Annotated in this window: 13 protein-coding genes; 12 read left to right on the top strand and 1 reads right to left on the bottom strand. The window is 46.3% G+C overall.

The window, feature by feature from the left end; translation table 11 throughout:
- Positions 1–199 precede the first annotated feature (199 nt).
- The gene (locus D1814_RS11360) at positions 200–1,108 is read right to left on the bottom strand and encodes a substrate-binding periplasmic protein (RefSeq protein ID WP_118492326.1); all 909 of its coding nucleotides are present in this window, start codon (positions 1,106–1,108) and stop codon (positions 200–202) included.
- A 184-nt stretch (positions 1,109–1,292) separates the two neighbouring features.
- Between D1814_RS11360 and D1814_RS11355 the strand changes: the two genes are divergently transcribed.
- The 12 genes from D1814_RS11355 (at position 1,293) to D1814_RS11300 (ending at position 14,987) form a co-directional block, all read left to right on the top strand.
- Positions 1,293–2,642 carry an ABC transporter substrate-binding protein gene (locus tag D1814_RS11355; protein WP_232368866.1) on the top strand — a complete coding sequence of 450 codons (1,350 nt, stop codon included), beginning with the start codon at positions 1,293–1,295 and terminating at the stop codon, positions 2,640–2,642.
- Entirely contained in the window at positions 2,639–3,622 is a 984-nt protein-coding gene (locus D1814_RS11350; protein WP_118492321.1) for a PQQ-dependent catabolism-associated beta-propeller protein, read from the top strand. Before D1814_RS11355 ends, D1814_RS11350 begins: the two co-directional genes overlap by 4 nt.
- Positions 3,613–4,335, top strand: coding sequence for an ATP-binding cassette domain-containing protein (locus D1814_RS11345; protein ID WP_118492318.1), 723 nt, complete (start codon positions 3,613–3,615; stop codon positions 4,333–4,335). The genes D1814_RS11350 and D1814_RS11345 overlap by 10 nt, the downstream gene beginning before the upstream one ends.
- Positions 4,335–5,117 carry an ABC transporter permease gene (locus D1814_RS11340; RefSeq protein WP_015068005.1) on the top strand — a complete coding sequence of 261 codons (783 nt, stop codon included), beginning with the start codon at positions 4,335–4,337 and terminating at the stop codon, positions 5,115–5,117. The genes D1814_RS11345 and D1814_RS11340 overlap by 1 nt, the downstream gene beginning before the upstream one ends.
- Positions 5,114–6,973: a leucyl aminopeptidase gene (locus D1814_RS11335; RefSeq protein ID WP_118492316.1), complete on the top strand. Its 1,860-nt coding sequence runs from the start codon at positions 5,114–5,116 to the stop codon at positions 6,971–6,973. Before D1814_RS11340 ends, D1814_RS11335 begins: the two co-directional genes overlap by 4 nt.
- Positions 6,974–7,077: 104 nt before the next feature.
- Positions 7,078–7,149, top strand: coding sequence for a pyrroloquinoline quinone precursor peptide PqqA (gene pqqA / locus D1814_RS19810; protein ID WP_071953288.1), 72 nt, complete (start codon positions 7,078–7,080; stop codon positions 7,147–7,149).
- Positions 7,150–7,221: 72 nt separating this feature from the next.
- Positions 7,222–8,142 (top strand): pyrroloquinoline quinone biosynthesis protein PqqB, encoded by a 921-nt coding sequence (gene pqqB / locus D1814_RS11325; protein WP_118492314.1) that lies wholly within the window; start codon positions 7,222–7,224, stop codon positions 8,140–8,142.
- Positions 8,143–8,144: 2 nt separating this feature from the next.
- The gene (pqqC, locus tag D1814_RS11320) at positions 8,145–8,900 is read left to right on the top strand and encodes a pyrroloquinoline-quinone synthase PqqC (protein ID WP_025254144.1); all 756 of its coding nucleotides are present in this window, start codon (positions 8,145–8,147) and stop codon (positions 8,898–8,900) included.
- A gap of 2 nt (positions 8,901–8,902) precedes the next feature.
- Positions 8,903–9,304 carry a pyrroloquinoline quinone biosynthesis peptide chaperone PqqD gene (gene pqqD, locus D1814_RS11315; RefSeq protein ID WP_232368865.1) on the top strand — a complete coding sequence of 134 codons (402 nt, stop codon included), beginning with the start codon at positions 8,903–8,905 and terminating at the stop codon, positions 9,302–9,304.
- Entirely contained in the window at positions 9,294–10,454 is a 1,161-nt protein-coding gene (gene pqqE / locus D1814_RS11310; RefSeq protein WP_118492312.1) for a pyrroloquinoline quinone biosynthesis protein PqqE, read from the top strand. The genes pqqD and pqqE overlap by 11 nt, the downstream gene beginning before the upstream one ends.
- 74 nt (positions 10,455–10,528) lie before the next feature.
- Positions 10,529–12,370 carry an insulinase family protein gene (locus D1814_RS11305; RefSeq protein WP_118492310.1) on the top strand — a complete coding sequence of 614 codons (1,842 nt, stop codon included), beginning with the start codon at positions 10,529–10,531 and terminating at the stop codon, positions 12,368–12,370.
- Positions 12,371–12,491: 121 nt separating this feature from the next.
- Positions 12,492–14,987 carry a TonB-dependent receptor gene (locus D1814_RS11300; RefSeq protein ID WP_118492308.1) on the top strand — a complete coding sequence of 832 codons (2,496 nt, stop codon included), beginning with the start codon at positions 12,492–12,494 and terminating at the stop codon, positions 14,985–14,987.
- Positions 14,988–15,174 lie beyond the last annotated feature (187 nt).

Raw genomic sequence — 15,174 nt, 5'->3', positions numbered from 1 at the left:
TACGCTTTCTCGTTTTTTTGAAGTAATGCGTTACTAATAAATGCGCTAGAGGTAAAAAGGCAGTTGGCCATAGAGCTATTACCTAAAGTGCAATCGATTAACATGCAATTGTTCGAAATGCTGCTATTCGAAAGCTCTGTTAATCAGCGTTCTATTGTTCAAAGTGCTATCTTTCTGAACGTTATTGGTCAGAACGCTCTTATTCTGAACGCTCTTGCCCCGAAAAATAGGGCGGCATCTCATAAATGGTTTTGTATTTCTCAAATAACCGTTGCATATCGCCCTCGACCACCATTCGCGTAATTACATCACCAATTTCATAGCCAAGCGCGCGATAATTAGTATGAACAGCAAGTCCTATATCCCACTTTTGCTTTCCGATAAGCGGAAACGCGTTGCTTGCAAGGCGATATTGCTCATTATCAACAAACTGACTGAGGTAGGATATTTGCGAGCGCAATCCCATTACCGCTTCGACGGTTCCTGCTTTCATTGCGTCAATCGCTTCTGCATTTGAACGATAGTGCGATGTTTTTTCTCGCAATCGGCCGCCAAACGCTGACGTTAAGTAAAAGTGGGGAATGCTGTCTATTTCCGCACCAATCGTGTGATACTGAAACATGCCCATGGTTTCCACTTCGGGCAAGGTGTGCGTGTTGTGAATGATTTGCCAGCTTTCACGCTGATAAGGGGCAAACATATGAACAAGCTCATTAACCAACAAGCCCACGTCGTCACGTTTTTGAGAAAAGCTTGGGTCGTAAGGCGCGCGCATCATCACATCAGCCTTAATGCGATGAATTATATGGCCCTTCCATAGGTAATTCCTGAAATCGTCCTCTGTCGTTTCACCTGGTGTCATCCATATCAGTTCTAGCTCAACACCAAGGGCGCTCGCGATTTCACGGGCGATATCAATATCAATACCTGTGGGGCTGTCGTTTTCAATAAATGAAAATGGAGGATAGTCGGTGTACACCGCAATTCTAATTAAACCGCTGTCTTTAATATCGTCTAACGATCTTGCTTCCCCGAACGCAGAAAACGCAGAACCCGTTATCAGGCAGAGTAAAATGAAAATAACTCGAAAAGGTTTAACTAACTGCACAGCTTACCCACTTATTCAATCGAACTTCTTAAGCATACTAAGGGGTTAGCGTGATTTTACTAATGCTACTTTAGCGCCATAGCATTCCTCCTTTAGGAGGATGTTCTTCGGGAAAATTGCCATATACCCTTATGTCAGACAAACAGATATCAGCAAAAGCATGCAGCTGAGCTCGGGGTGGTATATGGCAAAGGGTGTAAAAAGCACGGTTGAAATACGATTAACCGGTAAGCGCTATCAAAAGTGTGTAGCGTCACTTTTTTGCTGCGTTCTGTTGTCGTTTTTAAACAGCGCGCTCGCATTTAATGAAGCGCAATCTTCTCAGGCCCAACAAGCTGCACCACAGGCCTCTTTTGCCACTATTGTGGTCATTTACATTAAAGTTGCGGGCACATCTCTACCAGGCACACCAGACTATTTAAAGTCCCCCAGCAATGAGGGGACAGCTGGCGCAAGTGTGGCGATAAAGGATGCCAACATCACGGGAAAATTTCTTGGTTATCAGTTTGAGCTAACTGAAATCAGTGTGCCTTCTATCGGCGAACTGCAAGCTTCTTTAGCTAAAACACGCCAGCACTCTGCTTCAAGAGCTAACACAAATCACAAAGTAATAAGCAGCAATCAGCAAGGCAACATTGCACCTGTTGTACTGCTGGACATACGAAGCAGTGATAAGGTAAAGGCTGCCTCAATTGAGCCGTTGATTGCCAATATTCAAAGCACGCTTCCTAATGCCGTATTTTTTAACGTAGCTAATAGCGATGATTTGCTGAGACAAAATTCATGTCGCTTGCCTTTATTTCACACAATCCCCAGTTATCAAATGAAAACCGACGCCCTAGCCCAATGGTTTCGCACTAAACGTATTGACGAGATATTCGCTGTTTATGGAAAAACCGCTGACGATGCTGCATACCTAGCCGCGTTCAAACGCAGCGCTAAAAAATTCAAACTTTCACTTATTGAAGCTAAGCAATGGCAGGACAGTTTTGATTTACGCAGAGCTGCTTTTGCTGAAATTCCTCAATTTACGCGAACAACAGAAACCTATCAGGCTGTTTTTACCGCCGATAGCGCGGCGCAATTCGCGTATAGCCTACCCTTTAACACCTATTATCCTGTACCTGTGGTAGGCGCTGCCGGCCTAAAAGCACTAGGTTGGCACTTTACCCACGAACAATGGGGCGCCCGTCAGCTTCAAAGCCGTTTTAACGACAGGTTTAACAGACACATGAATGAAGTCGACTTCGCCGCGTATCTTGCGGTAACAGCGGTGGCAAATGCTGCGCAGCAAGGAAGCGATTTAACGCAGCAGGGAATACTTAAAACCTTGCTTAGCGACCACTACACGCTGGGTGCCTATAAAGGTCGCCCTCTTTCTATTCGCCCCTACACCCACCAATTTCGTCAGCCTATTGCACTGGCCCACGAAGACGCACTGGTGACTCATGCGCCCCTTGAAGGCTTTTTGCACCAAACCAACGAACTGGACACATTAGGCGCAACACACACTACCTGTAAGGACAAGTTATGAGTTATCGCTTTGCACTCTTGCTTGGCAGTTCAATGGCAGCCTTTGCCTTAGCACTTCCTCAAGCCTTTGCACTTCCTCAAGCGTATGTCACTAACGAAAAAGACAACACGCTATCTGTCATTGATATGACGACATTTGATGTGATTGAAACTATCGAGGTTGGAGAGCGCCCCCGAGGGTTTATTTTAAGTGCAGACCAGTCCCACGCGTATATCTGTGCCTCTGATGCTGATCGAATTCAAATTATGGATTTGTCTACCCATTCCATAGTGGGCGATCTTCCCTCAGGTGCAGATCCTGAAACCATAGCATTACATCCTAACGGCACCACTATTTACACAGCTAATGAAGACGATGCCCTTCTTACTGTTATCGACATTCCAACGGCTCAGGTCATTTCTCAGATAGATGTAGGCGTAGAGCCTGAGGGGCTAGCCGTGAGTCACGACGGCAGCATGATGGTCGTCACATCAGAAACCACTAACATGGTGCACTGGATAGATACCAAAACGCACGAAAATATTGCAAATAGCTTGGTTGACGCAAGACCCAGAGATGCTCACTTTACCAGAGATGACAAGTACCTTTGGGTAAGCTCTGAAATAGGTGGCACCGTTAGTATTTTCGATACTGCTACCAAGCAAAAAGTGAAGACCCTTTCCTTTGCCATTAAAGGCGTTTATCGCGACAAGGTTCAGCCAGTGGGTATTGTGCTTATGAAAAATAAGCCCTACGCCTTCGTGGCGCTTGGTCCAGCAAATCGCATAGCGGTCATCAATACCGATACCTTCGAAGTGGAAGACTACATTTTGGTTGGGCGACGAGTGTGGCAATTAGCGTTTAATCAAGATCAGTCTTTATTGCTGACCACTAACGGTGTGAGCGGTGATGTGTCTGTCATCAATACCCACACGTTAAACGTAGAGCATACGGTAAAAGTGGGGCGTTACCCTTGGGGCGTGGCGGTTAAATGGAAATAGCGGTTCAAGCGGTTTCACATCAGTACGGCGGCCACTACGCGCTAAATGATATAAGCCTTTGCTTAAAACCAGGCTTAACCATGCTACTTGGGCCAAATGGTGCAGGCAAAAGTACCTTATTTTCGCTTATTACAAGCCTTCAAAAGCTCACGCAAGGTAGCATTACCTTTGATGGTGCTAGCCTGTCTCAATCTCGCACAAGTATTATGGCGAAAATGGGCGTGGTATTTCAGCAAAGTACTTTAGATATCGACTTATCTGTAAAACAAAATTTGTCCTACTTTGCTTCGCTCCACGGCATAAGTACCACAAGTGCGCTATCTCATATTCAAGGTCTGCTCGACGAGCTCGACCTTACGACCAAGCTCAACACAAAAATTCGAAACTTAAATGGCGGGCACAGACGTCGGGTCGAGTTAGCTCGCTGCCTTATTCACAAGCCATCCTTGCTGCTATTAGACGAGCCTACCGTTGGCTTAGATATAGAATCCCGTCATCTTATTTTGCGGGTAGTACAAGCGCTCGCTCATTCCCAAAACGTAAGTGTACTGTGGGCCACGCATTTGTTTGAAGAAGTGAAGCACAACAACAATCTGATAGTCTTATCAAAAGGGCGAGTGTTAGCCCACGACCAATGTGAAGCCTTGTTAGCCAAGTATCATCAACAAGATATTGAGCACCTTTGGCAGCATTTGATGCAGGAAGGTTCCTGATGTATTGGCGCTGTTTTGTGGGCGTACTTACCCGAGAGATGCTGAAGTTCTGGCAGCAACGTACACGCCTGTTAAGTGCATTGGTGCGCCCGCTGCTTTGGCTATTTGTTTTTGCCGCAGGGTTTCGTTCGGCCCTCGGTCTTTCAATGACCGAGCCTTACGAGAGTTATATTTTGTACGAAGAGTACATTGTACCTGGGCTTGCCGCCATGATTGTGCTTTTTAATAGTATGCAAAGTTCATTGTCCATGGTGTACGACAGAGAAATGGGCAGCATGAAAGTACTGCTGTTAAGCCCGGTTCCCCGCCCTTTTCTGCTAGGCAGCAAGCTTATAGCCAACACCTTGGTAAGCGCTATTCAGGTGTACATCTTCTTTGCCTTTGCGCTTTTACTAGATGTACGCCTATCTGCGTTGGGATACGTTTATGCGTTGCCTGTTATTGCACTACTGTCATTGTTTTTAGGTTCGTTAGGATTATTACTAGCAAACTATATTAAGCAGCTAGAGAACTTTGCCGGGGTCATGAATTTTGTCATTTTCCCGTTGTTCTTTCTATCAAGCGCCCTATACCCGCTTTGGAAAATGCGTGAGGCCAGCGAATGGTTGTATCAGATTTGTGCCTTTAACCCCTTTAGTAGCGGCGTAGAATTACTGCGATTTGCGCTCTACGAAAAACTCGAACACAACGCGCTTGCCGTTGTACTTTGCCTTACGGCTATCACTTTTATTTTCGCTGTGAGAAGCTTTCGCCCCAAAGCCTCAAAAGGGCGCTTCTCGTGATAAAAGCAAACCTAATCTGGGCTAATGAAAGCAATAAATTTAAAACGTTAGACGACAGTGACTGCTTACTTATTTTAACTACGCCCGAGTTATTGGCGAGCCAACTCTTTCACTTTTCAACACCCGCTAAGACATACATTGAGCAGTTTTTTGACGATGAAGGCTTTGCAGGAAATAAAGGCCAATGTGTATTCGTACAAGGCCTTAAGGCGTTTAAAACAAGTTACATCTCAGACACTGAAAACAGCGGAAAAAACAAAATTAGTCAACAATTAGCTGATGTAAAACGGGTGCTGTTTTATGGTATAGACCTCCCGCTTATTGAAGCATTAAATGCACCCAATGCCTCTAGCCATGCCTCGACTTTATCTAAAACTAATGACCCTTCCATGGTTAACCGCTCAAGCTACGCTAGCGATTCCAATTCTGCGTTTAATTCAAAAAGCAGCAGTGACTTGAGCCAAAATGACGCGCCAGCATTTCGTTACGTAGAACAGCAGTTCGATGCATTGTTTAAAAAGCTTAAAAGCGTGTCGGTAACCTTGGAAAAACTGTCGTTTATGGCGCTTTCTACCGCTGAAACAGCAAGCAATGACCCTGTTAACACCATTGCAAGCCACTCACCATTTCTGAGTGCGCTACTTAGAAGCTATTTCAAGCACGGTTATCACTTTAAAGGCTATAAAACGAATAATTCGTCGATTTCCAATATTCAAACTCGTAATGGCAACGACAACGCAAATAATGTTGAAAAAAACGACGCAAATAATGGAGCAATTAACCAAGCACTTGATATTAGGAGCACGCTGTCTCTTGCATTAGATGCCAAGCATTTTAATACCGCGAAAAAGCGTCGCGTTTCACACACTATGCGATATGAATCAGCCCTTAATGACGCGATGACCTGGGCTAAAGATCTCGCTCACATGCCGGCCAACTTATGCACCCCAGATTATCTGGCCGAACAAGCTCAGAATCTGGCGCAAACCTTTAATACGGTGTCTTGCGATACCCTCAATGAAAGTGCGCTGAAGCGGTTAGGCATGAACGGTTATTTGGCGGTAAATGCAGGTTCACAGTTCGCTGCCACCATGCCTATTCTTCGCTACGCAGCCAAAGGTTTAGAGAATTCACCGCCGGTAGTGTTAATTGGCAAAGGTGTAACATTTGACAGCGGCGGCATAACGTTAAAACGCAGCCCTGATATGCGCCACATGATTTACGACATGGCGGGCGCCGGCTGCGTAATGGGCGTTATTCAGGCTGTTGCCACACTGGGGTTAAATATAAATATTATTGGTATTGTGGCGAGCGCCGATAATGCGATTGATGGCAAAGCCTATCGCCCGGGTGACATCATTACTATGCACTCAGGAAAAACCGTGGAAGTCATGAGTACCGATGCAGAGGGGCGTATGCTTATGGCCGATGCAATCAGCTACGCGAAACAGTTCACCCCCTCGGTTATTATTGATATTGCAACCCTAACCGGCGCGGCCATTAGCGCACTGGGGCACAAAGCCACTGCGCTTTTTAGCAACGCTCCAGCGCTTGAAAGTGCGTTAGTTGAAGCGGGTGAACTGGCTAACGACAGGTGCTGGCCTTTCCCACTTTGGCCAGAATATCAAGACGCCATTACCTCTCAGCACGCGGATATGATGAATACGGGTATAAACTCTCCCGGTGCTATTTCGGCAGGCTGCTTTCTCTCTCGCTTTGCTGACGGCACCCCGTGGGCTCACCTCGATGTGGCAGGAACCGCTTTTACCTACACCAAATCGTTATCGGCAACCGGCCGCCCTATTCCTCTGCTGTTATCTTACTTAAGCAGCTGCGCTATCAAATATAATCAATAAATCATCAAAATTCATGACAGTTCTCCTCCCTTAGGAGGATATCTGTTAACACATATTCAACATATACTCAGTCATGCGTTTAATCATAAAGAAGAGGAACAATTATGTGGACTAAACCCCAATACACAGAAATGCGCCTTGGTTTTGAAGTAACTCTTTACATCAATAACCGCTAGGCAACGCCCTCTGGGATGATGAACAAAAAGGCTGCCGATGCAGCCTTTTTTTACTTGTAGTATGGAGTTGTTATGCACGTATTGATTCTTGGTGCTGCCGCCGGGGGTGGATTTCCGCAATGGAACTGCCACTGCCCCAATTGTAAGGGTTTACGCGAAGGTAAAATAAAGGCGAAAGGCAGAACACAGTCGAGCATTGCTGTCAGTAGCGATGGTAAAAATTGGGTTCTCATTAATGCCTCCCCCGATTTAAGGGAGCAGATAAATAGCCATCCGCAGCTGTGGCCCGACGCCCATGTTTCTCGCGGCACACGCATAAGCGCAATTGTGCTTACCGATAGTCAAATAGACCATACTACAGGCCTGCTAACATTGCGCGAAGGCTTACCCCTTCCCGTTTATTGTACCGATGTTGTGGCCGAAGACCTAACCACCAGCTTCCCGCTTTTTACCGTATTAAAACACTGGCACGGCGGACTAAAACAGCATTCAATTAATACCGATTATCATCAACGCTTTGTACCAAAGGGGGCCGAAGGCCTGACTTTCCAACCCGTGGTATTAGAATCTAATGCGCCCCCTTATTCGACGTATCGCGACAACATTGTGCCGGGCAACAATATCGGCCTGAAGATAACTGACGACACCACCGGCAAGGTGCTTTTTTATGCGCCAGGCTGTATGCAGGCAAACGACACAGTAAAACAAGTAATGCGCGAATCTCACTGCGTGCTATTTGACGGTACGCTGTGGGCCAATGAAGAAATGATAGATCACGGCTTTAGCAACAAGCTGGGCACTGATATGGGACACATGCCGGTTAATGGAAAGGGCGGAGCCATTGCGCTGCTAAATGAATTTAACGTTGAGCGTAAAGTACTTATTCATATCAACAACACAAATCGCGTGCTTGACGAAGACTCCAGTGCTTATCACAGCCTGTGTGAGCAAGGTATTGAATTGGCTTACGACGGTATGGAAATTGAGGTGTAGTAATGACAGAACACGCATGGTCTAGACAAGAATTCGAACAAAAACTGAGAGAAAAAGGCGCTTACTACCATATTCATCACCCCTTTCATAAACGCATGAATGAAGGACACTGCAGCGTTGATGAGATTCAGGGCTGGGTGGCCAACCGACTGTATTATCAAATGGCGATACCGGTTAAAGACGCGGCAATTTTAGCGAATTGCGAAGACCAATCGGTACGCAGAACTTGGATCCAACGAATTATCGATCACGATGGACGAGAAGGCGAGGACGGACTTGGCGGCATAGAAGCCTGGTTGCGGTTAGGCGAAGCGGTAGGATTAAACCGCAGCGAGTTACTCGATGAAACCCACCTGTTGCCAGCGGTTAAGTTTGCAGTGAATGCCTATGTGAATTTTGCCCGACGTGCGTCGTGGGAAGAGGCTGCCTGCTCATCGTTAACTGAAATGTTTGCCCCTGAAATACATCAAAGCCGATTAGATACCTGGCCCAGGCACTACACATGGATTGATAGTGAAGGCTTTACCTACTTTCAAATGCGTTTAAGTCAGGCACGCCGTGATGTGGCGCATGGCCTGCAGATTACCCTAGACCACTTCGTTACTCGCCAACAGCAAGAGCATGCGCTCAATATACTGCAATTCAAAATTGATATTTTATGGAGCATTGCAGATGCCATTTGCTTTGCCTATGAATATAAGAGAAAGCCGTTTGATGGTATTGCCGACCAGCGGGTGTGCCACAAAGGGAGGTTTTAATAATGTCAAAATTACAGTCGCAAACCGAGCACCACTTAGATGCTGATATCGTCGGTGCTGATGACATTGGTTCAAATAACTCGGAAGACAACATTGAAAATAGCAGCAGTCACAACAACGAAGGCAGCCGAACAAGTGACAAAATAGCCTCTTTAAACCCACTTTTTCGCATGCAGTACGAGAAAGCTCAAGGCTGCCATGTTTTGCTGTTCCCCGAAGGAATGATCAAACTTAATCCTTCTGCGGCAGAAATTCTTAAGCGTGTAGATGGCCGTAATACGGAAAATGCTATTTGTGCTGAACTTCGCCAGGCCTTCCCAGATGCACCTGATGATTTAGAAGAAGATGTTCATGCATTTCTGGTTCATGCCGAGCAAAAGAAGTGGATCCGCTATGACGAATAACATAGACGTTGATTTACAAACCGACGTACCAAATAGCATTACGCCCCCGCTATGGCTCTTAGCCGAAATTACTTATCAGTGTCCTTTGCATTGCCCGTATTGCTCAAACCCAGTAAACATGGAAGAAACATTCAATGAGCTCTCTACTGAGCACTGGGAGCGTGTACTGAGTGAAGCGCGGGAAATGGGCGCCGTGCAATTGGGCTTTTCTGGCGGAGAGCCATTACTTCGAAAAGATTTGGAGCACTTAGTCGCTTACGCGCGTGGTTTGGGTTTTTACACCAACTTGATCACCTCTGGCATTGGCATGACTGAAAAGCGCATTGCCAAACTTAAAGAAGCTGGGCTTGATCACATTCAGCTGAGCTTTCAAGCAGCCAATGCTGAAGTCAACGACTTAATAGGCAATAAGCGCCATTCATTTGAACAAAAACTCAAAATTGCGAAGCTGGTAAAACAATACAACTATCCTATGGTGCTTAACTTCTGTATTACGGCGCAGAACATTCACGAAATAGAAGACGTGATGGCGTTAAGCGAGCAGCTCAACGCTGATTTTGTCGAGCTGGCTACCGTACAGTATTACGGTTGGGCCTATGAAAATAGAGACCATTTGTTACCTACGTCACAGCAGCTACAACAAGCTGAGGCCGCAGTGAACCGCTACCGGGCGCAGCAAAACGGTAAAGGACCAACCTTCATATTTGTTTCGCCCGACTACTACGAATCTCGCCCTAAGGCGTGCATGAATGGCTGGGGCACAACGTTTTTAACCGTAACGCCAGATGGCAGTGCCCTTCCGTGTCACAGCGCAAAGATATTGCCTCTTCGCTTCCCTAATGTGAAAGAACGCTCGTTGCACGATATTTGGCACCAAGACTTTAGCTTTAATCATTTCCGTGGCGATAGTTGGATGCCGTCGCCCTGTAGGGACTGCGATGAAAAAGATAAAGACTTTGGCGGCTGCCGATGTCAGGCCTACCTGCTAACAGGTGATATGTATAAGACGGATCCGGTTTGCAGCAAGTCGCCCGATCACCATTTGATGAAAGGCATTACCGATAAAGCAGGTACTGCACCGTCGAAGGCACTACAGTATCGGAAGGTGGAAAAGCCGATTCCCATCCTAGAAGTAAGTGCTACGAGGTAAGTACTAGGAAATAAATGGGCTGCGATAAGTACGAAACAAAAAGAGATACCGTTAAACCGCAATGATAAAAGTGTATGTCTGAATTTCATTTCATTGATGCCGGCTCTGGGTCAAAAGTGCATAGTGTTGTTTTTGCGCTAAAAACCCCTGCAGCAGGCCACACTGGGTTGTCTCATTTAGCTGAGCACATGAGCTTTCGACGCTCTCACCAATACCCAACTGCCCACGAGCTTTTTACGGCCAATACACTTCTGCCTGTTACTATTAACGCTACCACACTCGCCGAGTACACGTTCTTTTTCGCTTCGTCTGAAAAAGCGAACGTGCTGCTTGATGCTGTAAATTACCTGTACTGTGGCCTGCTTAATCGGGATTACGGTAACGATGAGGTTACCTTAGAGCGAGACGGGGTTATTTTTAACGAGCTCGCCATGCTAGAGGCAAACAGCGACTATGCATTAAACGCCGCTATTCGATTAACCGATACCAATAAAAATGCCTATCAACACGCGGGTGGTTTTACACAAACCATAGGCAGCAACAGCATTAAAGCGCTTCAAGACTACAAACGCCAGTGGTATCAGCCCAGCAATATCACCACGCTGGTTTATAGTGATTCAGCCCACTTTTTTAAGCAGTGCAAGGAGGTTGTTACAGCCGTGAGCGCAATGAAAACCCTGAGCTCATTGAAAGCGCAGAGCGTGGAAACAGCCTTGAGCGCTGAAAAAACCTTGAGCGAAAAAACAGCCGTGAGCGCGGAAACAGCCTTGAGCGAGAAAGCAGCTTTGAGCGAAGAATCAACACTGAACAGAAACGCCCTTCTGAGTCAGCACGCATCTCAACGCGAACACTCACATTTAGACAAAGAAGCCTCTCTTGATGCGCAAACGACAAAAGGCGAAAACGAATCAATAAGGCATGTATTAACCTGGTGGTTTCCCCAGTGCTTTCTCGATGGCTTACAACAGCAAGAAGCAACACTTAGCACCGTAGCAGGCCTTGAAAACACCTTATTTATCGACCCAGAAATCAATCGGCATGGCAATTTTGCAATTCGCCTCGTCACAAACGAAGCGATGAAGGAAGTAGCAAGCGAGCTTTCGATAGAAGCACTTCCAAAGCTTTCACAAAATCTGACACACAAGCTCGTGAGCGATGATTATGATAAAAGGCTGCGACAACTAAAACATGTGGTATCCGCGTGTCTTGCATCATTTGATATTAGGCCTTCAAAGCCAATGCCAGACACTGATAAACACGCAGAAGGTGTGGGGGCGGCTATTCGCTATTTTGCGCAACTAACAGATGCGTTGCGTTCTAACGAGTGTGCCGCGAAAAGCGCTTATTTGGCGAGTGCTAATAAGGTATCGCTCTCCTATTTGGGGGCTCTACCTTCACCTGAAAAGTCAATCGCTCTCGAGCGGATTAGAAAGGCACGCAAAGACTTTTCCGCGCAGGCCAGCGCCTCCAATAGCGACCAGTCACCTTTAATGCCGCATCTTACCTCTAAATACCGACATTTTGTTGGGTTAGAGCACTTGCCTGCACTTCCACGTTTATTGCGGCCACTCGCCAACAATACCACCAATTTGAAACGCTTTAACACTGAACACATTGCTTCGCACTTAACGCCGTTTTCCATTCCATCGCCCTCAATAACTCTAGAGTCGGCTTCTCTAAATTCTGCTTCTGGTTATTTGGCCTCGCACTGGGTGTATCGCATCGCGTTCTATCAACAGTCAAGACTACAAGCGGTACTGGCACACCACCTTTTCTGGCAACCAAGGACCTCGGGGGAATGCTACGCACTGGGCGCTGCAACCTATGAAAATAACCTTTTTCTATTTGGTGCCAGCGATACAAATATCAGGCAGCGAGAAAATTGGTGCCAAAAGGTTTTATCGGGTCTCATCTAGGGGGCTTCGGGAAAAAACACTGCTACCAATTTATGATACTTCCTCCCACTTAAGGAGGATATTTTTAGGGAATGGTTAAGGCAATACTGAAAGTATAAATAATAACGAAGCAGTCAAGACCATGCCTACGCGAATTTCTACTAAAAGCTCTAGCCAAAACGTTGCACAATTTCCAACACATCAACTTGCCCGTTCACCATTTGCTCTTGCGATTATTGCAAGCGCTGTAACCTATGCGTTTAGCTCTGCTGCAGAAGCTAACGATGCAATGGACCACTACGAGGTTATAGAGGTGCAGGGAGCGACGCCGCTTAGCGTCAACAGCAATAACTCTGCCGTATTTGGCAATGTTCAGACACTCACTCAAGACGACATTGAAGGGAGCGTCAACCGGTCACTACCAGAGCTACTCAAAACTCAACTGGCAAGCGTGAACCTAAACGATGTTCAAAACAATCCGTTCCAACCCGACCTGCAATACCGTGGGTTTACTGCCTCTCCGCTGCTTGGCCTTCCTCAGGGCATTTCGGTGTACTTGAATGGCGGTCGGGTTAATGAAGCGTTTGGCGATACCGTGCATTGGGATCTAATGCCTCTAGATGCCATAGATACCGTTTCTCTCTACTCGGGTTCAAACCCGCTGTTTGGCCAGAACACGCTAGGCGGCGCCCTTGCGCTTAGAACGAAAACGGGGTTTAGCTTCAACGCCAATGAAATCAATTTGCAGGCAGGACAATTCGGCCAAAAAGCCGCTTCTGTAGAATCGGGTGGTCATAATGATCACTGGGCGTATTACGTGAACCTGAATCACTATGAGGAAGATGGCTGGCGCGACTATTCGCCATCTGAAGTGCAGCAAGTATTTACATCGCTTGCCTATAAAAGTGACAAAATGCATCTCGACATGAACCTGTTTATGGCCGATAACGAGTTACTCGGCAATGGTGCATCACCTATTGAACTGCTGGATATTGAAGGAAGAGAAGCGGTCTACACCCACCCCGATCAGACCAACAACGAACTTACGCACGTTAATATAACCGGTGATTTCGTTTTAACTGACACCTTATCTTTAACCGCCAATATGTTTTATCGCGACACACAAACTCAATCAATCAACGGCGATGACAGTGATTTTGGTGCCTGCCAGTTCGCTGATGGACGCGTAACACTGTGTGAATTTGAAGATGATGACGACGATGATGATGATACTCCGCTTGATAATGATGATGATGGCGACGACGATGATGACGATGATTTGCCTGTTGTAGGAGAAGGCGACGATATAGAAGCGGTTGAATTTATTGGCTTTGATGACGACACCGCGCTTGCCGAAATATCAGATGTGGACGCAGATGAACTTGATGGAACATACAATACGGGCCGCACAGACGCCAAAGCTACTGGGTTATCTTTTCAGCTAGCAAAACAATATGCCTTAAGCGGCTTCAGTTCAGAGTTAATTGTAGGTGCCAGCTATACCAAAGGAGATGTTAACTACGCCGCTGATACTACATTTGGTATTTTGGAAAACGAATCTGCACAAGACTCACGCACCGTTTTACCCATCGATGGGCTCATGGCACAAGAAGCCAGAGTAAGATTAGATGTAGACACCACCGCATGGTCGCTATTTTTCATGAATAGTACTCAGCTCTCTTCAGCCGTATCACTCAATCTTGGTGGACGGTTTAACCGAGACCATATTGTGATGAAAGACCTGATTGATGACGGAGAAGGTTCATTAGACGGCAATCACCGTTTTACCCAGTTTAACCCAGCGGTGGGCGTAGACATTTCCATTGATGAGCAAAGCCAATTGAACCTAGCAATCAGCCAGTCTTCAAGAACGCCAAGCCCAGCAGAGTTAAGCTGTGCAGATGAAGACGACCCGTGCCGCTTACCGAATGGATTTGTGGCCGATCCTCCTCTTGATCAGGTGGTCACCCAAACTATTGAAGCAAACTACACCACACGCATTGATAACATCGACCTGATGCTAAATGTTTTTCATAGTAGGAGTAAGGACGACATTATCTTCCAACAAGCAGGTTCTATTGCCTCTCGCGGATACTTTATTAACGTTGATGAAACCCAGCGTCAGGGCGTTGAATTCAGCGTAGGCTCAACGTGGGAAAAACTAACCTACCGGTTAAACTACAACTATCTTAACGCCACCTATGAATCGACATTCACGTCGTTTAGCCCCTTTAACCCTCAGGGCCCGGATCGGGTCGTAACGCCAGGTGACAAAATTCCAGGCCAGCCAGAGCATCTAGTCAAGCTCTACGCAGATTACGCCTTAACGGATAAAGCGCATTTGGGGGCAGAAGTTATTTCAGCATCTAGTCAGTACTTTAGGGGCGATGAGGCTAACGAAAATGAAAAGATTGACGGATACGTTATTGCAAACATTTATGCATCGTACCGTTTCAACGACACATTTACCGCATCGCTACGTGTGAACAATGTGTTCGACAAAGACTATGAAACCTTTGGCACGTATGGCGAGGCGGATGAAGTGTTAGAAGACATTTATCCCGACGTAGAAGGTGCAGAGTTCGTGGGCCCCGCACAACCGCGAATGGTCAGTGTAAATCTAAAAGCGAGATTCTAATCAGATAGCAGTTGTTACCACACGCGCTTTTATCCACACAAAAGCTGCACAAAAATCAAAAAAACGCGACTTACTTTTTCACAGTAGTCGCGTTTTTTATCATTTATACATTTAATTTTCCCGCTACTAAAGAAGGAGATTAACACGCCTTACGGCCGATGGTTCAAAATTCAATAGAACCTATTAT

This window comes from Alteromonas sp. BL110, assembly GCF_003443615.1.
Classification (GTDB): Bacteria; Pseudomonadota; Gammaproteobacteria; order Enterobacterales; family Alteromonadaceae; genus Alteromonas.
Note: the sequence above shows the minus strand (reverse complement) of the source record. Positions and strands in the feature narration are given on the sequence as shown.

What these genes read in the sequence shown, in the direction of transcription:
- D1814_RS11355 (WP_232368866.1), top strand. Translation starts at nt 1,293, where the DNA reads ATGGCAAAGGGTGTAAAAAGCACGGTTGAAATACGATTAACCGGTAAG.
- D1814_RS11350 (WP_118492321.1), top strand. Translation starts at nt 2,639, where the DNA reads ATGAGTTATCGCTTTGCACTCTTGCTTGGCAGTTCAATGGCAGCCTTT.
- D1814_RS11345 (WP_118492318.1), top strand. Translation starts at nt 3,613, where the DNA reads ATGGAAATAGCGGTTCAAGCGGTTTCACATCAGTACGGCGGCCACTAC.
- D1814_RS11340 (WP_015068005.1), top strand. Translation starts at nt 4,335, where the DNA reads ATGTATTGGCGCTGTTTTGTGGGCGTACTTACCCGAGAGATGCTGAAG.
- pqqB (WP_118492314.1), top strand. Translation starts at nt 7,222, where the DNA reads ATGCACGTATTGATTCTTGGTGCTGCCGCCGGGGGTGGATTTCCGCAA.
- pqqC (WP_025254144.1), top strand. Translation starts at nt 8,145, where the DNA reads ATGACAGAACACGCATGGTCTAGACAAGAATTCGAACAAAAACTGAGA.
- pqqD (WP_232368865.1), top strand. Translation starts at nt 8,903, where the DNA reads ATGTCAAAATTACAGTCGCAAACCGAGCACCACTTAGATGCTGATATC.
- pqqE (WP_118492312.1), top strand. Translation starts at nt 9,294, where the DNA reads ATGACGAATAACATAGACGTTGATTTACAAACCGACGTACCAAATAGC.
- D1814_RS11305 (WP_118492310.1), top strand. Translation starts at nt 10,529, where the DNA reads ATGTCTGAATTTCATTTCATTGATGCCGGCTCTGGGTCAAAAGTGCAT.
- D1814_RS11300 (WP_118492308.1), top strand. Translation starts at nt 12,492, where the DNA reads ATGCCTACGCGAATTTCTACTAAAAGCTCTAGCCAAAACGTTGCACAA.